Annotated in this window: 30 protein-coding genes and 2 tRNA genes; 21 read left to right on the top strand and 11 right to left on the bottom strand. The window is 34.7% G+C overall.

The window, feature by feature from the left end:
- The 10 genes from D1867_RS02075 (at position 1) to D1867_RS02030 (ending at position 5,268) form a co-directional block, all read left to right on the top strand.
- Positions 1 to 930, top strand: a complete 930-nt coding sequence (locus D1867_RS02075; RefSeq protein ID WP_162309145.1) for a lysylphosphatidylglycerol synthase transmembrane domain-containing protein — start codon at positions 1 to 3, stop codon at positions 928 to 930.
- On the top strand, positions 899 to 1,918 hold the full coding sequence (locus tag D1867_RS02070) for an SSO0295 family DNA-binding domain-containing protein (protein ID WP_155862598.1): 1,020 nt from the start codon (positions 899 to 901) through the stop codon (positions 1,916 to 1,918). Before D1867_RS02075 ends, D1867_RS02070 begins: the two co-directional genes overlap by 32 nt.
- Positions 1,908 to 2,162: a KEOPS complex subunit Pcc1 gene (locus tag D1867_RS02065; RefSeq protein WP_155862597.1), complete on the top strand. Its 255-nt coding sequence runs from the start codon at positions 1,908 to 1,910 to the stop codon at positions 2,160 to 2,162. Before D1867_RS02070 ends, D1867_RS02065 begins: the two co-directional genes overlap by 11 nt.
- Positions 2,163 to 2,187: 25 nt before the next feature.
- On the top strand, positions 2,188 to 2,718 hold the full coding sequence (locus tag D1867_RS02060) for a 50S ribosomal protein L16 (protein WP_155862596.1): 531 nt from the start codon (positions 2,188 to 2,190) through the stop codon (positions 2,716 to 2,718).
- The gene (gene dph2, locus D1867_RS02055) at positions 2,715 to 3,710 is read left to right on the top strand and encodes a diphthamide biosynthesis enzyme Dph2 (RefSeq protein WP_338077926.1); all 996 of its coding nucleotides are present in this window, start codon (positions 2,715 to 2,717) and stop codon (positions 3,708 to 3,710) included. Before D1867_RS02060 ends, dph2 begins: the two co-directional genes overlap by 4 nt.
- A 5-nt stretch (positions 3,711 to 3,715) precedes the next feature.
- Positions 3,716 to 4,282, top strand: a complete 567-nt coding sequence (locus D1867_RS02050) for an exosome complex RNA-binding protein Csl4 (RefSeq protein ID WP_155862595.1) — start codon at positions 3,716 to 3,718, stop codon at positions 4,280 to 4,282.
- Complete coding sequence (locus D1867_RS02045) at positions 4,272 to 4,547, top strand: DNA-directed RNA polymerase subunit L (RefSeq protein ID WP_152940800.1); 276 nt, start codon at positions 4,272 to 4,274, stop codon at positions 4,545 to 4,547. Before D1867_RS02050 ends, D1867_RS02045 begins: the two co-directional genes overlap by 11 nt.
- A complete protein-coding gene (locus D1867_RS02040) occupies positions 4,540 to 4,788 on the top strand; it encodes a DNA-directed RNA polymerase subunit M (protein ID WP_155862594.1) in 249 nt (82 codons plus the stop codon). The genes D1867_RS02045 and D1867_RS02040 overlap by 8 nt, the downstream gene beginning before the upstream one ends.
- 26 nt (positions 4,789 to 4,814) lie before the next feature.
- Positions 4,815 to 5,144, top strand: coding sequence for a transcription factor S (locus D1867_RS02035; RefSeq protein WP_048054636.1), 330 nt, complete (start codon positions 4,815 to 4,817; stop codon positions 5,142 to 5,144).
- Between the two features lie 49 nt (positions 5,145 to 5,193).
- Positions 5,194 to 5,268, top strand: a tRNA-Arg gene (locus D1867_RS02030).
- Positions 5,269 to 5,317: 49 nt separating this feature from the next.
- On the opposite strand, the gene D1867_RS02025 is transcribed toward D1867_RS02030, so the two are convergent.
- The 4 genes from D1867_RS02025 to D1867_RS02010 form a co-directional block, all read right to left on the bottom strand.
- Positions 5,318 to 6,727 (bottom strand): hypothetical protein, encoded by a 1,410-nt coding sequence (locus tag D1867_RS02025; RefSeq protein WP_155862593.1) that lies wholly within the window; start codon positions 6,725 to 6,727, stop codon positions 5,318 to 5,320.
- 525 nt (positions 6,728 to 7,252) lie between these two features.
- The gene (locus D1867_RS02020; RefSeq protein WP_155862592.1) at positions 7,253 to 9,223 is read right to left on the bottom strand and encodes a GltB/FmdC/FwdC-like GXGXG domain-containing protein; all 1,971 of its coding nucleotides are present in this window, start codon (positions 9,221 to 9,223) and stop codon (positions 7,253 to 7,255) included.
- The gene (locus D1867_RS02015) at positions 9,220 to 11,355 is read right to left on the bottom strand and encodes a glutamate synthase-related protein (RefSeq protein ID WP_155862591.1); all 2,136 of its coding nucleotides are present in this window, start codon (positions 11,353 to 11,355) and stop codon (positions 9,220 to 9,222) included. The genes D1867_RS02020 and D1867_RS02015 overlap by 4 nt, the downstream gene beginning before the upstream one ends.
- A 347-nt stretch (positions 11,356 to 11,702) precedes the next feature.
- A tRNA-Pro gene (locus D1867_RS02010) sits at positions 11,703 to 11,799 on the bottom strand.
- 180 nt (positions 11,800 to 11,979) lie between these two features.
- Here D1867_RS02010 and D1867_RS12680 point away from each other — a divergent pair.
- Entirely contained in the window at positions 11,980 to 12,189 is a 210-nt protein-coding gene (locus D1867_RS12680; protein WP_338078084.1) for a hypothetical protein, read from the top strand.
- On the opposite strand, the gene D1867_RS02005 is transcribed toward D1867_RS12680, so the two are convergent.
- The 3 genes from D1867_RS02005 to thpR are packed head-to-tail and all read right to left on the bottom strand — an operon-like array spanning position 12,175 to position 14,566.
- Positions 12,175 to 12,813, bottom strand: a complete 639-nt coding sequence (locus D1867_RS02005) for a serine/threonine protein kinase (protein ID WP_240872150.1) — start codon at positions 12,811 to 12,813, stop codon at positions 12,175 to 12,177. The genes D1867_RS12680 and D1867_RS02005 overlap by 15 nt on opposite strands.
- On the bottom strand, positions 12,768 to 14,021 hold the full coding sequence (cca, locus tag D1867_RS02000) for a CCA tRNA nucleotidyltransferase (RefSeq protein ID WP_155862589.1): 1,254 nt from the start codon (positions 14,019 to 14,021) through the stop codon (positions 12,768 to 12,770). The genes D1867_RS02005 and cca overlap by 46 nt, the downstream gene beginning before the upstream one ends.
- The gene (gene thpR, locus D1867_RS01995; protein ID WP_155862588.1) at positions 14,018 to 14,566 is read right to left on the bottom strand and encodes an RNA 2',3'-cyclic phosphodiesterase; all 549 of its coding nucleotides are present in this window, start codon (positions 14,564 to 14,566) and stop codon (positions 14,018 to 14,020) included. The genes cca and thpR overlap by 4 nt, the downstream gene beginning before the upstream one ends.
- A gap of 39 nt (positions 14,567 to 14,605) precedes the next feature.
- Here thpR and D1867_RS01990 point away from each other — a divergent pair, with 39 nt between their 5' ends.
- Both D1867_RS01990 and D1867_RS01985 read left to right on the top strand, forming a co-directional pair.
- The gene (locus D1867_RS01990; RefSeq protein WP_338078083.1) at positions 14,606 to 15,136 is read left to right on the top strand and encodes an AAA family ATPase; all 531 of its coding nucleotides are present in this window, start codon (positions 14,606 to 14,608) and stop codon (positions 15,134 to 15,136) included.
- On the top strand, positions 15,133 to 15,570 hold the full coding sequence (locus tag D1867_RS01985) for an RNA-binding domain-containing protein (protein ID WP_155862586.1): 438 nt from the start codon (positions 15,133 to 15,135) through the stop codon (positions 15,568 to 15,570). Before D1867_RS01990 ends, D1867_RS01985 begins: the two co-directional genes overlap by 4 nt.
- On the opposite strand, the gene D1867_RS01980 is transcribed toward D1867_RS01985, so the two are convergent.
- The 3 genes from D1867_RS01980 to D1867_RS01970 are packed head-to-tail and all read right to left on the bottom strand — an operon-like array spanning position 15,567 to position 18,240.
- Positions 15,567 to 16,436, bottom strand: coding sequence for a ribonuclease Z (locus tag D1867_RS01980; RefSeq protein WP_155862585.1), 870 nt, complete (start codon positions 16,434 to 16,436; stop codon positions 15,567 to 15,569). The genes D1867_RS01985 and D1867_RS01980 overlap by 4 nt on opposite strands.
- Positions 16,433 to 17,365, bottom strand: a complete 933-nt coding sequence (locus tag D1867_RS01975; RefSeq protein WP_155862584.1) for a TRM11 family SAM-dependent methyltransferase — start codon at positions 17,363 to 17,365, stop codon at positions 16,433 to 16,435. Before D1867_RS01975 ends, D1867_RS01980 begins: the two co-directional genes overlap by 4 nt.
- Positions 17,362 to 18,240 (bottom strand): ribose-phosphate diphosphokinase, encoded by an 879-nt coding sequence (locus D1867_RS01970; RefSeq protein ID WP_155862583.1) that lies wholly within the window; start codon positions 18,238 to 18,240, stop codon positions 17,362 to 17,364. Before D1867_RS01970 ends, D1867_RS01975 begins: the two co-directional genes overlap by 4 nt.
- 51 nt (positions 18,241 to 18,291) lie before the next feature.
- On the opposite strand from D1867_RS01970, the gene D1867_RS01965 reads away from it, so the two are divergent.
- The 8 genes from D1867_RS01965 to D1867_RS01930 are packed head-to-tail and all read left to right on the top strand — an operon-like array spanning position 18,292 to position 22,667.
- Positions 18,292 to 19,056 carry an ATP/GTP-binding protein gene (locus D1867_RS01965; RefSeq protein ID WP_155862582.1) on the top strand — a complete coding sequence of 255 codons (765 nt, stop codon included), beginning with the start codon at positions 18,292 to 18,294 and terminating at the stop codon, positions 19,054 to 19,056.
- A gap of 40 nt (positions 19,057 to 19,096) precedes the next feature.
- Positions 19,097 to 19,831, top strand: a complete 735-nt coding sequence (locus D1867_RS01960) for a DNA polymerase sliding clamp (RefSeq protein ID WP_155862581.1) — start codon at positions 19,097 to 19,099, stop codon at positions 19,829 to 19,831.
- Between the two features lie 10 nt (positions 19,832 to 19,841).
- On the top strand, positions 19,842 to 20,780 hold the full coding sequence (priS, locus tag D1867_RS01955; RefSeq protein ID WP_240872300.1) for a DNA primase small subunit PriS: 939 nt from the start codon (positions 19,842 to 19,844) through the stop codon (positions 20,778 to 20,780).
- Entirely contained in the window at positions 20,770 to 21,216 is a 447-nt protein-coding gene (gene gins15 / locus D1867_RS01950; RefSeq protein WP_155862579.1) for a DNA replication protein Gins15, read from the top strand. Before priS ends, gins15 begins: the two co-directional genes overlap by 11 nt.
- Positions 21,217 to 21,225: 9 nt before the next feature.
- Entirely contained in the window at positions 21,226 to 21,513 is a 288-nt protein-coding gene (locus D1867_RS01945; RefSeq protein WP_155862578.1) for a 50S ribosomal protein L44e, read from the top strand.
- A complete protein-coding gene (locus D1867_RS01940) occupies positions 21,513 to 21,710 on the top strand; it encodes a 30S ribosomal protein S27e (RefSeq protein ID WP_152940833.1) in 198 nt (65 codons plus the stop codon). Before D1867_RS01945 ends, D1867_RS01940 begins: the two co-directional genes overlap by 1 nt.
- A 1-nt stretch (position 21,711) precedes the next feature.
- A complete protein-coding gene (locus D1867_RS01935) occupies positions 21,712 to 22,500 on the top strand; it encodes a translation initiation factor IF-2 subunit alpha (RefSeq protein WP_155862577.1) in 789 nt (262 codons plus the stop codon).
- Positions 22,497 to 22,667 (top strand): RNA-protein complex protein Nop10, encoded by a 171-nt coding sequence (locus tag D1867_RS01930; protein ID WP_013776052.1) that lies wholly within the window; start codon positions 22,497 to 22,499, stop codon positions 22,665 to 22,667. The genes D1867_RS01935 and D1867_RS01930 overlap by 4 nt, the downstream gene beginning before the upstream one ends.
- A gap of 10 nt (positions 22,668 to 22,677) precedes the next feature.
- Here D1867_RS01930 and D1867_RS01925 read toward each other — a convergent pair whose 3' ends face one another.
- The gene (locus D1867_RS01925; RefSeq protein WP_155862576.1) at positions 22,678 to 24,954 is read right to left on the bottom strand and encodes an STT3 domain-containing protein; all 2,277 of its coding nucleotides are present in this window, start codon (positions 24,952 to 24,954) and stop codon (positions 22,678 to 22,680) included.
- Positions 24,955 to 24,978: the final 24 nt, after the last annotated feature.

The raw sequence follows: 24,978 nt of genomic DNA, 5'->3' as shown, positions 1-24,978 counted from the left end.
ATGAATTGGAAAAACATTATCTCAATAATGCTGCCATTTCTAGCGTTGTTCGGCTACTCATTAATATTTCACGTAAATATAATTCTCGCCTTAGAAAAAATTAATTATATAGTTATATTGGGTTTCTTATCAGCTTATATAGCACAAATTTCAATTATTTCGATTAGAGATAAATATATAGTAAAAGTATCTTATAAAAATGCATTTAAGGCTAGACTATTAGGGAATGCTAGCTCACTTTTGATTCCAGGATGGGCTGGACAAGAACTTGCAAGAGCCGCAATTTATAATTTAGAAAAAAGGAACCTTATTGAAAGCTTGAGTTTATCTATTGCCGAAGCTCCATTTGATGTCATTTCTGGTGCAATATTATTTATTATCGTTCTTCCATTAAAATTTTATTATATTGAATTTATATATATTATAGTGGCATTAGGGAATATAATAGGGTGGAGCATAGGAATGACTTATATTTATTCAACAGCTGGAAAATATGTTGAAACAGAGAAAAAAATAATGAGATTAATAAAAGTAGATAAATATTATTTTCTTTTATTACAAGGCAAAGATAGTATAAAAAAATCTATAGGAAATAAAAGGTTCATAATATATATGGCTTTATCCTTTCTTGGATATCTAGTATTAAGTGCAGGATTATATCCTTTAATTCCAAATTATTTTTACGATATTATAATAATCATGGCATATTTTGCAGCTACTCTTTTCCCTATACCTGCTGCAGCAGGAGTTTCAGAACTTGCCTTAGCATTAGTACTACCTTCTTCTTACGTTTTTGATATAATCATTCTAGAATATGTAAGTTATGCATTGGGATTTATTTTCTTGAGAGAAGTTAGCTTTAGTGAACTTAAAAAAGATATAGATAAAATAAAGAAAGATGGAGAACTTTATAAAAGAGCCGACTCCTGAGGAGGCAAAGAAACTAATAGAAAGCATTAACAAAGAGGAAAGTCTTTGTATAAGAATTCCTTATAATGTTGATGCAATACTTGCAGCTTCTTTGATTATAAAATACATGGAGAGTCCTTCTGCAATATCCTTCTCTTCAAGTAATTGTGAATTAGAATTTTCTGAAAAAGAAGGAGGTAAATTCGTTAGATTTAAAAATACTGAGGTTTTTATAGGAAATTCATCTTTCTCATCAATAATTCCAATAACTACTGAAGATATCTTACCAATATTAACTGGAATATCCTCTAGCGTAGTTTTAGAAAGGAGAAACTTCAGTGATTGGGAGCTTTCAATAATGAGGAACTCAGAAAATCTAGGAATTACTATAGAGAAAAACCTAAAAATTCCTTCATATCATGATGCACCGATTTTCATATCTCTAATTGAATCTTTTGATCCGTATATACCGACGGTAACTGGAAGCAGAGAAAATGCAATAGCATTAGTAAATGAGATAGGCATAGATGAACTTTCTAAATTAACTGAACTTAATGAAGGAGCTTTAAACACGTTAATTTTCAAAATTGTAAGTTTGATAATGAAAATTAACCCTAAGGTCACTAGAGATGACATCATAACTGATAGAATATTCTACCTTAATTACGATTCACTAGAACTGGCTTTCTCCTTTATTTACTTTCTAGATACTATAGGTTCAAAAATTTTAGTCGACTTCGCTCTAAACCAATCCATCGCAAGAATATTAATTAATAAATTTAGAGAAATTATAGGAAAAGGATTTTCAATAGGTCAAGTTACTGAAGATAAAAAATTCTTCATTGTAGAAAGTAATTTGAAATCGCCCACCCTCCTACAATTAATTTTGTTGCAAACACAGAAGGTGAGAAAGAATAAGCCAATAGTGATAAAAAACGACAATAAACTATTAACGTCAAGATATTTTATTAACACTGAAAAGGAAGGTTTGATAGAAATTGAAGGTTGAAGTAGATATTCAAATCCAGAGTCAGTACGCAAAAGAAATTATAAACAGTTTAAAAGTTGATAATATAAATATTCCTCAAGGCATGCAAATAGATATGAATTATAATGGAAATTATGCTAACATAAAGATAATAATGGAGATTTCATCTTTTAAGGATATATTAACTTTAAGAAATACGGCTGATGAGATACTTGAACACGCAAATTTAATTATAAACCTCCTAGAAAATAAAAGGATAGCTTAAATATCTCTTAAGTTAATAAACACCTATGCCGTTAAGACCAGGTAGATGTTACAGGCACTTCTCTGGGCCACCTTATACTAGAAAAGAATACATACCAGGAGTGCCGATGCCAAAAATTACAAAATTCACTATGGGTACTGCAAATAAGGATTACGATTACGAGGTTAGAATGATAGTAAAGGAGTTAGGACAAATAAGGCATAACGCATTGGAAGCGGCAAGAGTAATGGCCTTAAAGAGAATTTCAAAATTGGTAGGTAATGAAACAGACTTCTTCCTCTGGGTATTAAAATATCCCCACCATGTTTTAAGAGAAAACAAGATGATGGCCTTCGCTGGAGCAGACAGATTGCAAGACGGAATGAGATTATCTTTCGGCAAACCCATAGGAACTGCAGTAAGGATAGAAAAACAAGGAGATGTCCTAATGATACTTAGAGTTAAGAAAGAGCACTTAGCCTTTGCAAAGGAAGCTTTTGAAGTTGCAGCTAAAAAACTCCCTCTAGACGTGGAAATAGTTGTTACTCCGTTAAAACAGGAGGCAAAAACTCAGTGAACTATTTTTTTGATGAAGATAAGGTAGTAGAGGAAATAAAAAAGAGGAACGCAAAAAAAGTTTTATTGCAATTTCCTGAAGGTTTAAGATATTTTTCTACAGAAATCGTTTCTAAGTTAGAGGATAAAATAAAGGACGTAGAATTTATAATATCTGGAGAACCGAGTTGGGGAGCTTGCGACATAGCTGAAGACGAAGCACAAATACTTGGCGTAGATTTAATAATACATTTTGGCCATACCCCTTATACTTGGTATTACCCAAAGTTTCCCACAGTATTCATACCAACAGAAAGTAACCTAAAGATTGAAGAAAAAGTGATAGACGAGGCGAAAGAATTAGCAAAAAAATATAACCCAAGGAAAATATCACTTTCAGCAACGATACAACACGCAAAACTTTTGCCAGAATTAAAAGAACACTTCACAGAATTTGAAGTAGAAATAGGAAAGCCTTCCAATCCTTTCATGTTAGATGGGCAAGTATTGGGTTGCGATTATAAGGCAATACCATTGGACGTCGATCTACATATTAACGTCTCTGGTGGAAAATTCCACGCATTAGGAATAGGGCTATACACAGGTAAGCCTGTAATAAACATTGACCCCTACTCGAAAAGGGCAGAAGACATAACTAACGAAGTTAACAAAATCCTGAAAATTAGATATTCTAAAATAATGCAAGCATTAGATGCAAAGACTTGGGTTATAATTCAAGGGATCAAGGTGGGACAAAATAGACCTTTAATGGTAAAATACCTTGAAAAGAAGTTAAAAGAAAAAGGGTACAAAGTCTACATTATAAGCAACAAAGTACTTAACGTGGACACTTTAAGAAATATCGATAGGAGTTATATAGACGCATATGTAGTAACTTCGTGCCCAAGACTTCCCACCGACGATTTATACAACTTTGAAAAACCAGTATTAACTCCAGGAGAGGCTAGAATGGTTATAAATAATAAGTTAGAACCATATATTTTCCCTTGGTAATTGAAATGAAAGACCAAGGAGAAATAACCTTTCCTGGAGATTTACTGGGAGTAATAGAAGAATTTTCTCCTGGAGAAGGATCTTATGAAGAGGACGGAAATGTTAGGTCTTCGACTATAGGAAAAGTATTTTATGACATGATTAACAGAAGGAGTAACGTTCTTTCTCCTAGAAAATCTATTATGGTAACTTTAAGGAAGGCCAAATACGTTTACGGTATAGTAACTCTAATAAAGGAAGACGTAGCCAACGTTGACATTGTAAGCATAGAAGAGAAATTCATAACACCAATTACCGGACTTTTGCACATCTCTCAAATAAGTAATAAAAGGTTAAACTCTATATTAGAAGCAATCAGAGTTGGAGACGTGATAAAAGCTAAGCCTTTAACTTTTACTCCCCCAATTAGTTTAACCATAAAACAAAAAGATCTTGGAGTAATCTTTGCCCAATGTTCAATCTGCGGGCATACGATGATCAAATTAGATGAGGAACATTTAAAATGTGTATATTGCGGTAATGTAGAACAGAGAAAAGTAGGAAATTACGTGGTGAAAAAATATGCAAATTAAGATATTAAAATCTAATGATACATATGCTGAAATAGAAATTGAGGGAGAAGAACATACTCTAGGAAACCTTCTAGCTGGAAGTTTGAGGAAAGTTGAAGGAGTAATTTATGCTTCATATTATCAACCTCATCCACTAGTTAATTCAATAGTGTTAAAAGTAATGACTAATGGAGAAATTAAGCCCATGGATGCAATTAAAAAGGCTATAGAAATTGCAGAAAATTACGCAAATAAATACCTTGAGGAAATAAAGAAAATTGAATAAAAAAGAAAGAAGAGTAGCAGTGCTAGTTGAAGGTAAAGAAATAAGCGCTATCTGCGTTTTTAGAGGACAATTTCTAGAGCATCTTTTTTTAGGCAAAACTAAAGAGGAGGTTCGTTCACAATTTAATAATTCTTCCGTTAGTAAGGAGATTACGAGCATTTCACCCTCAAATGAGTTTGAGGAAATATGCAGATTTATAGTAGGGAAGATATCGCAAAAAATAAATAAAGTAAATTCTTAGTTTAATGTATTGCCGGGCGATAGTTCATGAAGTTCTGTCCTAAATGTCACTCAATGATGGTACCTAGAAAAATTAATGGTAAAAATGTATATAAATGTCTAAAATGCGGCTATGAGGAAGAAGTTAAGTCCTCTGAAGTAATAACTACAAAGATAAAACACTCCGAAACAGAAAAAACCCTCGTTTTAGAGGAAGAAATGCCACAAGGCGCTCAGAAAATTAAAGGAGTAATATGCCCTAACTGTAAGAATGACGAAGCGTACTTCTGGATCTTACAAACTAGAGCAGCGGACGAGCCTGCAACTAGGTTTTATAAGTGCACTAAGTGCGGTAAGGTTTGGAGAGAATACGAGTAAAAAAGTAAACGTAAATCTTATTTTATTCTTTAGATAATGCTGATAATGTGGACCCGTAGCTCAGCCAGGATAGAGCGCCGGCCTTCTAAGCCGGTGGTCGCGGGTCCGAATCCCGCCGGGTCCGCTATAATTATTACTAAAGGAAAATAATTGTATTCTAACTTACATACGCCTTATTCAAACTCTGCACAGTTTTCCACTTCTTTTACTAACTCATCATAAGTTATGTCGGGATACTCAACTATTATCTCCTTTGCGCACTTCTCAACTCTGGTTTTAAACTTCCACCACTGATCATAAACGTACCTATTAGTTATTGAAGGAGGCTTACCAGCCAATTCCTCAACGACCTTATTGTATAACTCATTCAACTCCTTAGCCTTATCCTCAGCTTGTTTTAAACCATCATCATAAGACTCAAGCCAATCAACAGTTAATGCTGCAGCAGTAGCAATAAATTGAGGAAATGCTGTTGACAAATCAGCAATAGCCTTCTTAAACCTCTTACCAGCCTCAAACAATTTACTCAAAGAATCATAAATATTCATCTCCCTAGCCCACTCAATTATTGCAGAAGTTGTTAAATCAGAAGGAGGCTGAGCAATAGTCAAATAAATCAATTGAACATTATTAACACTCATTGAGGAGATTCCCATTATTAAACCCGCAAGACCAAAAGTAGAACAAGAAGTACCACAAGGCAAAGTAGCATAAACTGGGGCACCAATATCTATCTCATTAAACTTAATATAATCCAAGAAAGAAGATTTACAATAAGGCTCGGGCATTATCTTACAACAGCAGGATGAAACGTCAGAAGTTACTGTATCAAAAGTAAAACCAGGGTAAATTTGTAAACCATGAGTCTTAGCAACTAAAGGATTAGTACCTAAAGCAAAGTAAATATAAGGATACCTATCTGATGCTGGACGCATAACGTCATTCTCTGCCGCTCTAGAAAGATAATAATGGCCGTAACTCGAATATGTTAAACTAGCTTTTCTAGCTTTTATTAGATCTTCAGCATACCTTAGGATATTTGGTGCGTTACTGAATATTGACAATACTCCTCCTTGGAATTCTCCTAAATAATTCCAGAATATTCCGAAAGATCCTTGACAATCCTTGAATAAAACTGGATTATACCACACTGAAGGGACTTTCTCCTTATATAAAGGAACTACTCCTAACCCTCCTTTATCCACGAAATCATCAATTACACTTTTATTTAACTTGCCTTGTGATGAGGCTTCACTACCTCCTTGGTAAACTATTAATTGCTCATGTCCCCAATAGGGAGAAATTCCGCCAATGTAAAACCATTCTCCAGTGTCAGTTGTCTTAATCATTATCCCTTGCCTAAAAATTCTCTCAGGAGAATTTGAAGCATCCTTTAATACGCCCCTACTGGCAGATATCGCAGGATAGATCTCGTACCTCTGAAAAGACTCCATAGAATTATATCTTTTCAAACCTTCTTTAACGCAATTCTCCTGCATACAATCTAAAGTTATTACACCTTCTAATAACGTCCCTATTATTCCTCCCAAATAACGCAGAGAAGGGACAGTTTCTACGCCCATAACGCATTCTCTTTTATTCTAATATTTATAATTATCCCAAATAGCTTACATTTCACTAAAAGTATGAGTAAACAACAATTAATTCTCTTCTCTAACATGCTCTATCTTAAACACAAGACGTATTAGTATAGTTACATATTTAAACATCCCGTATCTACAAACTGTAAATAATATCTGGCCTCATCTACGTATAAAGGTTCTATGAATTGACTTATTTTAGGAAATAGTAATAAATATGCATCATTGTTCTAAAATCTCCTAATTTGTTTAGAGTTAGTATAAAATTAAACTCTACTTGGAATCTCCCGTAACGGTTCACTCCCAAGGGGCTCATAGTTACCACCATCGATTCGAGCCCAGAGAACCATTTGAGGGGACTTTCATGCTGGTTGCCCCTCACTCGAGCTGGAGAGGAGCGTCATTAACGTCTTGGGCTATCCATCCCTTTCCGCCCCTTAATCCCATTCTTGTAAGCTTTTTGTGATAATAGCGTCAAATAATGATTAACAAAAACTACGTATATAATTACTTACGTAAAGAGGACGTTATGACAGTGTATTTTTCTTTAAGCATCTCGACAATTGTATCTTTATTTTGATTAGTTTCAATTGCATAATCTCTAGCTATAGGTTCCAGTTCTTTTATTTCGTCTTCTGTGAGTTCTCTGTATTCATACGTGGGAATTCCTACCTTTTCCTCAAATAGTTTTTGTGCGTATTTCTTAGCTTCGCCGTCCAGCTCTTTTACGACTTCTATGTATGGCATTTCTTTTAGCTTATTATATTTCTCTTCAGAGATCATACTGTCTAGGAGTAATGCCTTAAGGAACCTTACCATCTCTTGTTTACTAGGCTGTAAACCTATCTTTTCTGGGTTAACTTTTCCTCTTATGTAAATTCTACCACCCACCATCCCAGATCCAATATAATTGCCTACAGGCTCACCTTTAATTCCTAGGCCTAAAACCATTATTACTCCTCCGGCCATGTATTCTCCAAGGTAATCGTCAACCATTCCGCCTATCACCAAATAAGGCCTCTTATTCATGTATTCCCTCATTTGAATTCCGACTCTGTTACCAGCGTTGCCCTTGACGTAAATATATCCCCCTTGAAAAGTTTGAGCTAAAACATCCCTTGCATCGCCGTGAATTACAACTTTACCGCCTTGCATTGTATCACAGCAGTCATCTGCTACATTACCGTAAACGTGAAATACGTTATTTTCATTTAAGTTAGCCATAGCATTTCCTACCACTCCGTATAGGTTTAATCTAAGCCCTGCTTTAGGAAAGCTTATTCCTATATATCTATGCCCCAAGAGGTTTACCACTGTTACTTCCTTTTTACCAGATTTATTCACAAACTCCATAATTGCCTTATTTACGTCTTTATATCCAAGTCCTCTTGCGTCTATGTCAAATTTCTCTGTGTAAAAGACGGGTTTGGAAAATGAGGATATTTTACTAACATCTCTCCCTGGATTAATTAACCCCTTGAGTAAAGAAGCTATAAAATAATTACCGGGCTCAAGAGTCCAGACCTTTGCACTAGGACTAAGCATCCTGATCTGATTTTCCTCGCTGGCAATGTAATAGTAGTTCTCGTCCTCTCCTATTATAACTGGCCTAAACTTTGCCCTATCAGCTATTCCGATCATAAATAAGTCATTTCCAGAGTCGTAGCCTATAATTGCAGTAAACGGGCCATCTAGTCTGGCATTTCTATAAATGTAGTCCTCTTCAACGTTTAGCTTACTAAACCTTCTAGAAGGATTTGACATTATCCTAGTTACTTCTTCTACGCTTAGCCCTTCACTTATTAATTCCTCAAATAGGAATGCCATAACTTCGCTGTCTGTGCCTACAAAACCTCCCCAACCTCTAGACTGTAAAAATTCAACATTTGCACCAAAGGAGCTTACATCACCATTATGAACTATTGCTACGTCAAATGCTGAAAATGGATGAGACCAATAAGGATAACTGCCTGGCGAATTAGTTGGCTGTCTAGTATGAGCTATCCACATATCGCCTTCAACTTCATAAATATCATATTGTCTTGCAATGTCTGCAGGATAACCTACACCTTTATACACTTGTAAGGATTTTCCTGCGCTGTAAATCCTTCCTTTCTTTCCGTTATTCCATAGAATTTCATTTATGTTTCTTACAATTTTTTTAAGAGAAGCTATACTACCTAAGGAAATTTCAAAATCACAGTCACATAATTCGCCCATATATTTCTCGTTAAATCCATTTATTCTAATTCCTTGATCCTCTATTTCTCTCTTTATCTCCTCTCCATCTCCAAAATAGAAAGCCTTAATATAGTAAGAATTTCCTTCCTTAAGGTTAAATACTGCAAATCCGGCACCTTTGTCGCTACCCCTATATCTTACAATATCAATGGCATTGACGACGTCTTTACCCTTAATTTTAGGAGCATTTCTTTTCCTTAATATTCCAAAGACTCCGCATCCGGAAGGACTTATCATAGAGAACCAGCCTGCTTGACTCTTATTCTCCTAGCAATATAAGAGTTCAAATTCACTGCTCTTAGTAACTCCCTATTTCCCGTTAATGAAGATTGAACACTATACACTCCTGCAGCTCCTGCCATTAACGCAATCTCTTTTTTCATACCAGAAATTAAATTGAAAGCTCTTTCTTTCAGATTCCCTTTACTACCTTCACCTATAGCTATTTCAAGGATTTGGTAAGGCATAATTACTGCGTCTGCTCCTAATGCAACTAATTTAAACACATCTGCGGAATCCCTTAATTTAGAGGATTTAGCAATTATATCAAACTTGTTTCTAACTCCAGCTTCCTTAAGCTTTGTATCAACGTCGGAAACTACTAACTCTAAATCCTCATTAAGTATATCTTCATCTATTATAAAGCCAGGTATTCCCTTATTTACAAGTGTATCATCAATTTCGTCCTCAGATTTTAAGACTAAATAATAGCCTTCTTTAATCTCATAACTCCAGTTTATCTTACCTTTACCATCATTACTAAAACTTATTTCGGAATATTTTGGCATAGTATTTTCTACAAATATCATAGACCCTAAAGCGTATGAAGCCCAACTTAGGCTTTCAGCTATTTCTTTTATAGCTCCTATAACGTTAAATATCACTGGTAAAGAAAGGTATACTTTACCTTTATTAAGTAAAAAGCTTGTGTCTATATCCTCTCTGTAAGGATCAATAGGGGGCCTAGTAACTTGCGCACCGTCACTCCTTAACCAATCTAATATTCTTGCAGGTTTCTCAACGTCAGGCGGTGCAGTACTTCCCATGCTAGTAATGGTTGGCTCACCTTTGTTTATCAATTCATGGAGATGGAACTTTCTTCTTTTATTCCAAAGTTCTCCAAGCTTCGGATTTAACTCCTCAGCTTCTCCTTCTATACCTAAAATAGATAAAACATCCCTAGATAAACCAAAACCGTATAATAAATCCCTTCTTCCTTTCAATTCCTGAATAGAGCTCAAGCCTAAATTATCCAAAATATTTGCTAGCTCTAGCGAGAATCCGTTAACAAAATTAACTAGAGTTTTTACCCCAAACTCAATATCGAAAATTCTAGTCCCGTCAATTTTACTAGTTAAAGCAGTTGGACAAGAACCTATATGGCATTTATGAACCATCACACAGCCCATTGCTATTAGTGCTGCAGTACCTACACTTACAATGTCAGCACCTAAAGCTATTAATTTTGCAGCATCTGTAGCATCTGAAATCCTGCCTGCGGCTATTATGGTGAACTTATCTCTTAATCCTTCCTTTTTTAATACATTATCTGCAGAAGCTACAGCTAACTCTATAGGTATGCCTAAATTATCTCTAATAACTTCTGGAGTAGCTCCAGTTCCAGCTCCATGACCATCTATTATTATTCCGTCAGCTCCCATTCTTGCTACTCCAGAAGTTATGTACGGTATGTAATTTGTGGCCGCTACTTTAACGAAAACGGGCTTTCCAGTAGCTTCCTTTAATGCTTCTATCCTTTGCCCAAGATCTTCTATTGAATATATGTCATGATGGGGTGCTGGAGATATAGCATCTATTCCCTCTGGTATTCGTCTTGCCATAGAGATAGCCTTAGTAACCTTACTTCCAGGTAAGTGACCTCCTATTCCAGGCTTTGCGCCTTGTCCTATCTTTATAACTACTCCCAATCCTGCGTTTAATACATCTATATCAACGCCAAACCTTGCCGAAGCCCACTGAACAAAAATTCTCTTATGTTTTGCAACTTCAGGATGAAGCCCACCTTCACCAGTTCCAGCCAACGTACCAGTTATATCTGCTGCGGTTGCAATAGCAATATTAGGATTTCCGCTTAATGCACCGTAAGACATGTCTCCTAAATAAAGGGGAGTCGTCATTTCTATTCCAGAGAAGGTAAAATATGTACTAGCCGAAGGCTTCTCAACTATTTTACCTTCTACATTTTTAAATTCAATCCTATCCAATATTCGTAAACTATTCCTCCTTTTATCCAGAATTTTATAAGGCTTGCCAGTAGTTGCTAAGTGCCTAATATGCTCTATTTTATCAATAGTCCAGAATTCTGAATCTGTTTGTTTAGGTAAAGGTAAATACGCCTTGATAATCAAAGCGAGTCAAAAAAGAATGTGTCAATATTGTTATATATGTGTTTATGAGAATTTTTTACGTAAATTATGGTTCGAACTGATGTAAATTACTTATCATCTAATTGCGAATATAGTTATAACTTAGAACATCTATATGATGCATTATAAACTATACTTCGATAAAACCTAAAGATATCATAAACTATTTAACTATACAAGGTATATCATAAAAAGAATTCATAACTACAGGTAATTTTATCGAATAATTTTATTGCTTAAAAATTTGAAAAAGATTTTACTACTATACCTTTAATCTTTGGAAATACATAAAGTTAATTATCCAAATAAGGATAAAATTGCATTTAACATGGGGCCGCCGGGATTTGAACCCGGGACCACCAGCGTTCTGGTGGTTAGGGATTAATCCCCAGGCTGGCATCCTAGTCCTGGCTAGACTACGGCCCCAATTATAGTTGTTATATTTTCATTTAAAAATCATTCCCCATATAATACTTTGTGGGAGAGAGGTAATCGAAAGTATTAAACTAAGCTAAGGCCTTGTAATACGATCATAATACTCTCTACAAAACTCTAGGGGTTAATATAAATTGCTTTTCAACACATTGTAGTTTTAGGTGTTGTAAAATCCCAGTAAGATACGTCTGCAAAAACTGTGGGTATGAGTTATATAGATTTGAAAAGGTAGGACAAGACTTTTACGGTGTAAGAACTCCTTCAGAAATAAAGTCAATATATGGAGGAAAATGCCCAAAATGTGGACATCCATTAGGAGTACCGTCTCTAAGCGAAATTAAAATAACGTTAAGGAAGAAAGCAGTTTTAGCTACTTCTTAATTCTTTAATAAAATTAATAATTTCTTCAAATCCTATTTCATTTCTTTTATATTTCTCTCCTAATTGATAAAATCCAAAAGCAGATAATATCTTTGTTACATTTAAAGGTTTCTCCTTAATTGATGCGGAATCATAATCTATAATATAAGTCCTTGCTTGAGTAACTAGAACGTTTTTCCAAGGTCTTGATATTTCCTCATGTTGCACATGTACGTCTTCTAGATATTTAGCCCTAATTAAAAGATCTTCTAAATATCTTAAATTATACCTAGTAAGATGATTACCATTCACGTATTCCATTATAATGTAGTTAACCCCATAATCGAATACTTTAGGTGCGGAAGGATAGGATATTTCTTGAATTTTTGCCTCTAATTCTAGGCTATTTTTTGGAGAGTCGGTTCTTCTTATTTTAACAACCTTTCCTTCCCCTATATAAACTACTATTCCCGTCTTCCCTTTACCTATTACGTTAACCTTTCCAAGACTAACTTTACCAAAAGAATAAGCATAGTAAATCCCTGCGCTCTTTAATTCTTCTTCCACGTCTTTAGAGTACTTTGGATAAATGAATTTGTTTATTTCAACCAAGTTGGAGTTTTCCTCAGGAATGCCTTTAAGCATGGCTCCTTTGGCTCTCTATCTAACCAATATTGTTCCACGACTTTATAATTGTATTTCAGCGATATTGCAGACTTGACTATATCTTCAATTTTATCATTTCTCCTCTCTTTAATCGAGTAAAGTCTTCCGTCCTCTCCAACCCATATATTATCATTTTTACTAATAAAATCATCTAAATCCATATAAAATGGAGGACCTTGGTTTAACTTGTAATTGCCTATTTCTTTGCTTTCAAGCTGTAAAGCGAACACTAGGTTCTTTGTATTACCATATGCTTGAACGTCTATAACTCTATAACCATAATTTCTTAGAATATTAAAGATTTTTTCAACGGATTTATTTACTTGACCCCAAAGTAAATCTTCTACTACATTATTATCTAGAATTTCTATTTTAGTAACTAAAACGTCTCCTTTTATTTTATCTCCGGCTGGCTCTGGTGGGAAGAAGAACTTTTCTGAAGGATTCTTAAGAAAGTACCTAGAAGCTATAGAAAATTCTGCTAATCTCTTGAGAGAAACTGCCGCTCCAGCGTTCCTGGACGGATCTACTGGATCTGGTAAAATCAAGGGACATTTGAAATCCCTTTCTGGTTTTACAATGAAAATTTTAACTGGAGGCCTCCATTTTGAGGCGTTCTTTAAAACTTCCAGAAAACTACCAAACTTTACTATAAGCAACTCCGTAACGTAGCCTGAAAATCCTCTAACTTTTATTTCTGCACCGTAAACTCCTATTCCTTTCATAAACCTCTTCAGTAAACGTACTTCATCCTTTTGCTCTTCACTTAAATGGGAATTTATAAATTCTGTATGGAAAGGCGTCCTATCTACGGCAGTGATTGGTTTTTCTCCTTCCTCAATTTTTAAAGCAGGAACAATATCAATCTCAATACCCTTATGATTAACAATCAAGTAAGGATGTTCTGCATAAGCAGTTGTAATATTAAATCCAGATAATCTATCTCTCAAAATTTTAATTGCTTCTGTAGATATATATTCCTTTCCCACACTCTTAGGAAAGAACACGAATACGTCAACGTCCGCATCTCCCTTTAACCACGTTCCTTTCCTAAAAGATCCGTGAATTTCTGCGTCTAGGCCGTTAAGTCTATCAATGACTTCATTTACTATTAACTTGACTTTCTCCTCATCTTCTCTTGTAGGTTTTATTTTATCCAAAACTTTCTTTAGAAGCTCTTCACTCATTTTCCCGTCACTCCTAAAATTTCATCGTAAATTGGACCTTTTGGCGTTAAAGTGCTTTTATAAAGTATTACTTTATCAACTATAAAATCTCCAAAGTAATCGTTATAGTGTTGATTAATAACGTTTGCTAAGTTAAATAGATTTGAAGGACCTTTTACTCTGCCCAAGGTTATATGAGGGACGAACTCTTTCTCATCTTCTGGTCTAATTCCTCTACTTCTAAGCTCTTTTAATAAAAAGGACCTTATCTCCCTAAGCTGAATAAATCCTTCTGAAATCCCAACCCATACAACTCTAGGCTTTGTAATGCTTGGAAATGCCCCCATTCCTTTCATGGATATTTTAAATTTATTGAACTGAAGTAATGATACTGCTTCTTTTACTAAGTCAACCTTATTGTCTGGCACTTCTCCAATGAAGATTAGGGTTATATGTATATTATCTATCTCTACAAGCTTTACATCTGCTCCGCTTAATTTAATCTCATTATAGACATCATTCAGTTTTTGGAATTGTGGAACTTTTATTGCAATGAATAACCTCATGCTTTTAAACCACTATGAAGAAGAAAATGGTGGTCACTAATTAATATAATTCTTATAACAGGAATGCCCGGTTCAGGAAAAACATTGTTTGCAAATATATTGAGAGAAAAAGGATTCTATGTTATCTCTATGGGCGACGTATTAAGAAAGAGGTATGAGAAGGAGGCAAAAATAGGTGAAAGAATGATGGATTTTGCTAAAAGAATTAGAGAAATATACGGCGAAGGAGTAGTGGCTAGATTGTCAATGGAGGAAATTACACCAACTATGAGCAGGATTGCGTTCGAAGGAGTGAGGAGCTTAGCAGAAGTTGATGAGTTTAGGAGATTGGGAAACCCTATAATAATCGCAATTCATTCTCCTCCTTCATTAAGATATCAGAGAATGATATCAAGGATGAGGCCTGACGATTCTAAGAACATTGAAGATCTGAGAAGAAGAGATCTTGACGAGATAAGACTAGGAATAGGAGGAGTTATAGCTTTAGCAGATTATATAATAATTAACGATTCCACGATAGACGAATTTAAGAAGAGAGCAGAAGAAATTATATTAAGGATTACGAAATGACAAAAATAGTTGTAACGGCTGAAGTTAGGCCTTCAGAAGACGAATCTAAGGTCTTAACGGCTATAGCTAATTTCTTCGATTATGAAAAAATAACAAAGGAAAAGAGAGGAGACTATATTGTGGTCATTGTGGAAGAATCAAGAACACTAAAAAGTCTGCAAAAATTTCACGATGCGTTAAGAGAAGAGAAAATACTTGACGTTGCAAGAAAATACTTAAGGAAAGGAATTTCAGACAATTCAATTTCATTTATGTTACATAAACAAGCAGCGGCAATAGGGGTAATCTCTTTCGTGGACGACGAAAGAGAGTCGCCATTAGGCCCTATTTCATTTTACATAGAGCATAAGAATCCTAATGAAGTTGTAGATTGGCTAGCACCAAGAACCGCTAAAGGCCATCCATTATGGGAAAATAAAATTCCAGAGGATTAATCTTTTAAAATATAATAAGATAAATCGTCCGGCAAAAAGGATTTCCAAAAAGTTCTTCTTGCAATTTCTTCCATAATTTTAGCGTCTTTGTATCTTCCACTTATATGAACTAAAGCTAATCTTTTTACTCCAGCTTCCTTTGCTACAGTTGCTGCATCAGTAACTGTAGAATGTCCATATTCTTTAGCGTTTATGTCGTCTAAAAACGTGGAGTCATGAATTAACAAATCTACTCCTTTAACAGAATTTATTACACTATCACAGATGGCAGTATCCCCGGTATAAGCTATCCTTATTCCCTTTTTAGTTATTAAATAATCCTCTGGATTAAGCTTCTTACCATTGAATATAACTTCTTTACCAGCCTTTAACTGCCTAATAATTCTCCAATCTTTAATACCTTCCCTCGTTAATCTTTCTATATCAATGTTTTTCCTATCTTTCTCTTCTATCAAATACCCTTGAGACTTAACTGTATGACAAGTCTTGAAAGGAGTAATTTTTAACTCATTATCTTCATAACTATCAACGTATTCTATTTTAAAAGGAGGCTCAAAATAAGTTTCCTCAAACACCTTATTTAAAAGATCCTTTACATCACCTATTATATATAATTTCTCCTTCCTACTATACATTCCCATAGTTTGTATTAATGAAGGAAGTCCTAAAACGTGGTCTGCATGAAGGTGAGTTATTGCAATCAAATTTATTGCCATAATATTAAGTCCATGATTAATCATTGTAATTTGAGTTCCTTCACCGCAGTCTAAAAGTAAGTTAAAGCCTTGCCTCCTTACTAAAAAGGCCGGAAGACCTCTCTTTGATGGTGCTCCACCACCAGTGCCTATAAAATAAACTTCCATCAAGGTTTTTCCACCACGTATATTCCTCTCGATAGGCTTTTATGTAAATAAATGAAATGAATGGAATCAACTTTTAATCCAGAACTTTTAATTTTATCCCTCCAGTCAAACTTAGAATCTGTAGCAAAAACTAATTTTCCACCTTTCTTTAGGATCTCTGCAGAATTAAAGAAAAGTGACTCATATAATTCATCAAATTTAACATCTCTAGCATTAACTGATCTACCATAAGGAGGATCGGTAACAATTGCGTCTACAGAGTTTTCCTTAATAGGCAAATTACTTATATCTTCTTGAATAATTTGACATTCATAATTAAAATACTTTAGGTTATACTTTGTTTTCTCTATCATTTTACTATCAATGTCTCCTCCTATACAATCATATCCTAACCAAGATGCCTCAATTAATATAGAACCTACACCTGCAAAAGGATCAAGGATTGTCTTATCTGGATTGGCTAAATTGACTAAAAGCCTTGAGGTGTATGCGTCCATGGTTCCAGATTGAGAATATGGTTTTTTAGCGTGAGCTTGAAGGCTTTTTGAGTCTCTCTCTTCTTGCCTAATTCCAGCTAGGATAATGCCGTCAGTAAATATTAAATCGAGCTTATCACACTTTTTACTAAATTGTATGCCATCTACTATTTCTTTATATAGAACTGGAAATAAATCCTTGTCTGAGTTCATAATAACGTTAGGTTTTATACTAAAGCATTTACCTTTAAGAGCGTCATTTATATCCTTTGGATTGTCGGAAATTGCTAGAATTTCGCCTATTGCCTTAATTGTAGAAGATCTCCTTGCAATGTTTTTAGCTTCTCCGTCGAATATTGCAACCCCAGTAACGTAAGAAAAAGGCCTCTTTAGTAGGGCTTTAAGCTCGGCTAATGATATAAAAAGCTCGTCTGCACTTAATATTGCATATTTCATAGTTTAACAGCTATAAGGTCTGAAATGTCTGCAATTTTAACATTTTTATTCTCAACTTTTATAGTATTGGTCCCTATAATTGATTTTATTCCTGCTCTAGTGAGCTTATCGTAAGCGTCATTAACTAATAATACATGAGTTGCTGCAGCTATTACTTTTCTAGCACCTAAATTGTAAGAAAGCTGAGAAGCTTGGGCTAAAGTTCCTCCAGTACTTATTATATCGTCTATAAGCACAACGTCCTTTCCATGTAAATCTAAATGAGGGGCTTCCTTAATTCTCACTTCCCCAGTAGTTCTATCTCTTTCTTTTTCAATATGAGAATAAGGAGAATTGAGCTCCTTAGCGAGCCTTTCAGCCCTTTCTAAAGCACCGCGGTCCGGAGCTAATATAAAAGGATTTTCTACCTCCTTTTTAATTTCTCTAGCTAAAGCAGGGGTTGGATCCACTATTTTAACATTACCTTTAAAATATGAAATTACTGCGTCAGGTTTATGAGGTTCTACCGTAATTAATTCGTCACTACCGCTCTCGTAAATAAGGTTTAGGACTATTTTAAGACTTAATGCTTCTCCGTCTTTAAATCTTCTGTCCTGTCTTGCGTAAGCTAAATATGGAATTATAGAAATAATTTTACTTGCACCTAAATTTTTTACTGCTTCTATCATTAAAAGTAATTCTATCAAATGCTTATCTTGAGGATAGTAAGTAGACTGGACTATTGCTACTTCTTCTCCTCTAACACTTTCAGGAATTCTAATATAAGATTCTCCGTCAGGAAAAATCTTATGTTCTGCTTTTATAAGCTTCACATTAAGCATCTCTGAAAGCTTTTCGTCTATACCGTTTGAGGCTGGTCCTCCTACAATAATCATTAGTTATAGGTATTAGACAGAGTTTTTAAGATTAAAAGTCAAGTTAATATGATGTACTATATTTTCTTCACTGGAACAGCGGGCTCTGGTAAGACTACTTTAGTTAAGGAATTTCAAGATTATTTACTTGACCAAGAGTTAGATACAGCGGTCATAAATTTAGATCCGGCAGTAGAAAAACTCCCATACACTCCAGATTTTGATGTAAGGGATTATGTAGACGCGTTTGAAGTTATGGAAAAATATGGATTAGGTCCTAATTCTTCCTTAATAGCCTCAATAGATCTACTAATGACTAAAGCCGTAGAAATAAAAAATGAGGTCAGTGAAATAGAAGCTAACTATGTATTAATAGATACTCCGGGCCAGGTTGAACTCTTTGCATATAGAGATACTGGAAGACTTATTTCATCATTAATAGTTGGAGATAATAAGGCAGCAAACGTATTTTTAATGGACTCATTCCTTGCAAGAGAGGCTAGAACTTACGTATCTTTATTACTTCTATCTAGTGCAATACGGTTTAGAATGAACTTACCTCAAGTTAATGTTTTATCAAAAATAGACCTTTTGACGCCTAAGGAATTAGAAGAAATAAAAAACTGGAGTAACGGAGAAGAACTAATAGATAGATTAGGTGAAGTTGACGATTATTCCTTCGAGTTAGTAAAAACCTTAATAGAAAGCCTTGACTCTGCACCAGTTCCAGTCTCTTCCACAAACGATGAAGGGTTTGACGAACTTTATGCAGAATTACAAAGGATATTTGCTGGTGGAGAAGATTATTTAACAGAAGAGAACTCTCCTAGACTTTGAGCTTAACAAGTTTTAAACTTTAGATTTACTATTCTTAATTATGAAATTCAAGGCTCTTGACGCTCCTGCATTTGTATACATAATAAAAACAATATCAGAATTTATGGATGAAGGTGCTATAGTTTCAACTAATGACGGAATAAGAATAAACGGAATAGATCCTTCTAGAGTAGTATTCTTAGATATATTTTTGCCTGCTAGATATTTTGAAAATTATGAATCTAAAGATAAAGAAGTGATAGGAATAAACTTAGAAGATCTATCATCAATATTAGCAAGGGTAAAGAAAGACGATACATTAAGCTTTGAAACAGATGGAAGTAATCTTAAGATAATAATTGAAGGATCCTTCCAAAGGATATTTTCATTACCTTTACTATCTATGGAAGAACAAAAAAATCCGTCTCTAAACTTAGAATTTCCATTTAAGGCAAAAATGCTCACAGTAACTTTCTCAGACGTTATAGACGGTTTAGCAGATTTAGGCGATACATTAACAGTAAGTTCTGAAGGAGGAAAACTATATCTTTCTGTAGAAGGAGACATGGGAGAATCTAAAGTAGAACTTTCAACAGATAACGGAGCACTATTAGAGGCAAGTGGAAATGATGCAAAGTCAACATACGGTATGGAATACGTATTAAATACTACAAAAATGAGAAAAGCTTCGGACACTATGGAGTTGTACTTTGGTTCCCAGATACCGCTAAAGCTTCATTATGAATTGCCCCAAGGAGGATACGGTGAGTTTTATATTGCACCAAGAGTTGAATAAAATTATTTTAATGTTATTCAAATCATATTATGAAAAAGCAGAACTTGAATTACCTAATGATATGGAATTAAGAGAATTCGCGATACAACCTTTTGGTAAAGATACATATGTTAGACATTTATCTTTTTCCTCTCCTCTAGAGCTAAGAAATTTCATACTTGAAAATCTTCCTTTACATTTATTTTATTCTACAGCAAAATATCAAATACCCTCAGCAAAAGAAATGGACGAAAAAGGGTGGATGGGGGCAGACTTACAGTTTGATATAGATGCAGATGAATTATGTGAGATAAGAAAGATAAACTTTTGCCCAGTGTGCGGCTCTGAAGTTGATGGAGAAAAATGTCCTAAAGATAACGTTGAAACTGTGGAATTTGCTGAGATAACTTCTGGTTGTATAAATAAAGCATTAGAAAACGCTCTAATAATCAAGGATATTTTAAAAGATGATTTTGGTTTAAATCCCGAACTATATTTCTCTGGAAATAGGGGTTTTCACGTTTACGTAAGATGTAGCGGAGACTGTGCTCTATTGGATTCTGAAGACAGAAAAGAAATAGTTAATTATATAAAGGGTATTGGAGTTCCTAAGTATTCTTCAGCATTACCAACAGATCCAGGATGGGCTGGAAGAAAAGCTAAAGGAATTCAAGGAGTAATTCTAGATGAGGAGGTAACCATAGATATAAAAAGATTATTTAGGATTCCCAATTCAATACACGGCAAATCTGGGCTGTTAGTAAGAAAAATAGAAAACGATTTTGAATTTTCTACTTCTTTATCGCCTTTTTCTGGTTACGTTACATTTTTACCTTATATATCTGGTAAATTTCAAATATTAGGTGAAAACATAGAATTTTCTAGAGGTATTCCCATAAAGTTAGATGCATCTATAGGAGTTTATGCACATTTAAAAGGTTTAGGAGAAGTGAAGTTATATGTTAGATGAGATACTTAATAAGGAAATTTCGTCGGAAACTCCTATAGAAATCTTAATTTCAGATGTTCAGAAGATTTCTCAAACTTTAGCAAAGATAAGGATAAGTTATGACGATGAAGTCCATAAGAATGAAATAAAGGTTTATGAAGAGCTAGCAGAGTCACTATTTGAAGTCAGACTGGGCAAATATCTTGAGGATAATCATAAAGGAAAAGGATTTGATGAATTTGTATTTAATATCCTGGATAAAATTAAGGAACTTTACATTTCATTACTGAGCGGTAATCTGATATTTAACGATGGTAAAATCTTGTGTAAAGTTATAAAGGACACCATAATAAACAGTATGGAGCTAAAGAAAGGAGATTTAATCTTTCTTGATTTACAAAAAGCACTAGCTTTATGGACCGCAGAATATATAACTCCGTGTAAAATAGTAAGCTAAGTGATATTTATGAAAGTTCCCAAGACGATAAATACATATTGCCCAAAATGCAAAACTCATACACCCCACTCAGTATCTCTTTATAAAGGAGGGAAAAGAAGGACTCTAGCTGAAGGACAAAGAAGATATGATAGGAAGAACTTAGGATATGGAGGTCAAAGAAAGCCAGAGCAAAAAAGGTTCGCAAAAGTAACTAAAAAAGCAGTATTAATGTTAAAGTGCACTAAATGCGGTTACGTAATAATGAAGCCTGGAATAAGAATAAAGAAGGTGGAGATAGTAGAGGTGGCTAAGTAATGAAGAAAACTAAGATCTTAATTCCAGAACCTAAAGGAAAATTCATAAGAGTAAAATGTACTAATTGCGGTAACGAGCAAGTGATTTTTAGCCATGCGACTTTCCCAGTAAGGTGCTTAGCTTGCGGAACACAGCTGGCTTATCCTACTGGTGGTAAAGCAAAAATAGTTGGCGAGATAATTAAAGAACTGGGTTAAAATGATATATAATAAGCATCCTCTTCCAAGAGAAGGAGATATTTTAATTGCAACTGTTAAACAAGTTTTTGATTACGGAAGTTATGTTACTCTTGACGAGTATGGAAATTTACAAGCGTTCTTACCTTGGAGTGAAATAAGTACTAGATGGGTTAAAAATATTCGTGATGTTATAAAAGAAGGAAGGAAAATAGTAGTTAAAGTTATTCGTGTAGATAGAAAGAAAGGAACAGTTGACGTATCTTTAAAGAAAGTTAATGACGACGAAAGAAGGAAAAAGAACGCCGAATGGAAAAAACTACAAAAAACAGACAAAATCCTTGAGATAGTTTCACAAAAACTGGGGAAGACGGAAAAAGAAGCTTGGGAACAAGTTGCCTGGAAATTAGAAAGCAAATATGGAGATGTTTTTGATGCGTTACAAAAAGCAGTAAAGGAAGGAGATAAAATATTGAGAGATGCTGGAGTTCCGGAGATATGGATAAAACCGCTAATAGAAGAAGCTTCCAAACATAGCGAAGAAAAGAAAGTAAAAGAATCAAAAGTTGTTGTAGTTAAAACGCTAGATCCAAACGGAGTAGAAAAAATTAGGAGTTTATTCGGAAAGGCAGTAGAAGGAGAAGAAGATACTGATTTTACAATAAAGATTTACACAATAGGTGCTCCTAGATATAGGGTTGATGTAACTGGCACTGAACCTAAAGCTGTTGCAGAAAGATTAAATTCTATCATAGAAAAACTCCAAGAAATTGCTAAGGAAGAAGGAGTAGAAATAAGTGTACAAAAATGACCTGGCTAATAAGAAAATGTCCAGTAGATGGAACTTACACCTTTCAAGAAAAATGTCCTAAATGTAATACCCCAACTATAGTGCCTCATCCTCCACGATTTTCTCCAGAAGATAAATACGTAAAATACAGAATAGAGGCCAAAAAAGGTATTAAATTAAATTGCTAAAAAATTTGTTTTATCCATAATAAACGCATTCTGGAATTATTGTCCCAGGCTGTACAAACTGGTATATCATGACCATTATATATGTTTCATAATTAGGCCCTCTAACCCACGGGAATAATGCTACATAGACTGGTTGGAAGTAAATCATATGAATTTCTGGGAACGGAGTTCCTGGTGTTGTTTGTAAACCACTCATAGTAAATTCTAATTTACTACTAAATGGTGCTATCACTGGATATCCTGTTCCTTCTAAAGCTTCAGCAAACATGTTAACAATTAATGAGTTATACGCCTTTGAAGTCCACGCAAGTGGATATGCTTGGCCTATAATGCTTGAGAGTTCGTTTAATTCATTTGCAACGCTTGGATCGTATTTTGCTATTCTACCTAAAGTAGAATTTAAGCATGAAATTTCAGAGGTGATAAGACTGGTGTTCAGATATTCATTTATTGGATATCCTGCGATTACTGTCATTGCACCCATCGCCTTACCTATATCTCCTAAGGATGTCGTATATCCTAAAAACTCTCCACCCAAATCTGATGGATAACCTATATACCATTCTTCTCCGCTACTTGAATTAACTAAAGTTACTGCATCGTAGGCTATTATGTAAACTGGGATAGTATAATTAGGATTGCCATAAGGATATAAGTGAAAATCTTTTTCTAGTACTGTTGCTGCAAAAGTCTCATTATTTAAGAACATCTCAGCCATGAGCTTTATCTGGGTACCATTAAGTGTATTATTTTCGTCTATGACGCTTCTGTTCCCTACAACTTCCTCCCAATATCCGTAATCCCACCAGCTTAATATAAATGCATGAGGACAAGTTTTCTGATTTATCCAATCCAATGCTGATACCCAAGCATAATTAATTATAGGATATGGACTAGCAGAAGTTACTATTTCGTTTGGAGTATTACTCATAATTGTCGCAGCACTTGCATCTGCTACAAGCGAAATTCCAACTAATGATAGCACAAATATCGGAATAGCTTTTGCTTTATACTCCTTAGTTTTATTTACAATGTAAAATACTCCTGCACCAGCTAATGGAGCTATCATGTATGCAGTATAATTAAAGAGATAAGGTTGTTCTGAAGTACCATAGATACTTATTACGCCTAAAACGAGTAACCAAAGCCCTGCAAGGTTACTTTCTCTTATTAAATAGTACATTCCAATAATTGAAAGAAATAATGCTATTCCGAAGTCAGTAATCATCGATGTTATTGGCTGAGGTATATATTCTGCTACAGTCTTATCGATAGGTACAGTAACTTGATAGAATGGATTAACTATTGCATAATATCTTGAAGGAATTGGCGTCACACCTAAAAATGAGAGACCTACTATTGCTACTACAAATATGAATACTGCACTTGCAGTTATTAGTAATGCTCTAGAATCTGAAATTTCCTTAGGTAAGATATTCTTCAAATGAAGGTCTAGAAATAGTAGTGCACCAATTATTAACAATGAAAGCCCGTGAGCTAGTCCTGAAAGGAATCCAATACTATTTGGTGCCCAAGAGGTTAGGAATGCGGTAACTATTGCCATGAGAGTATAAGCTTTTGCAGTCTCTTCATTGTTCCTATTAAGTAAAATTAGTAGGAAAGCTCCAGCTAACAAGCTTAAATCAATATATGTAGACCCTCCCCATGATACTTCAGCTAGAAATAGAGGCACTCCAGCAAATGCCCCATAAATTGGTTTCTTTTTCTCAATAGCATAATTTAATAGATATATTGAAAATAATACGAATACTCCTCCCCATGAAGTCTTTGGCAATCCACCGACTATATTCTTAACAGTTAAAGCTGGAGATACAGCTATTATTGCTGCAGCTACAAAACCACCTATCCTGCTTTTAGTCAGCCCGGAAACAGCAACATAAGCTGCTGCTACCCCTAAACCAGCAAGTGCAACATATAGGAATAAGGTAACAGTATATACTGCGTTAGCGCCATAAGTAGAATAGAAAGGCAGAGAAAGAAGTGCAACAATAAACGGTAATCCTATTGTATTATCTAATTCTATGAAAAACCCCCAAGGGAACCAAGCATGAGCATCTGGAGGTACTGCATACCAATTACCGTGCGCTTGGGCAATTAATAACGCATTATAAAATAAGTACCAAGAGTCGAACCCGTTTACTGATAAAGGGTACTGAGTACTTAATGACCTTATTAGAATGGAAACTAGTGCTACCGCTGAAACTATGAAAGCATCAATGATGTTTGTATGCCCCAGAATCCTTGTTAGCGTTTTTGTAGACTGCATAAGCCCATTTCAGTAAATATCAAT

This window comes from Acidianus infernus, from assembly GCF_009729545.1.
Lineage (GTDB): Archaea > Thermoproteota > Thermoprotei_A > Sulfolobales > Sulfolobaceae > Acidianus > Acidianus infernus.
This window is presented reverse-complemented; position numbering and strand designations above follow the sequence as displayed.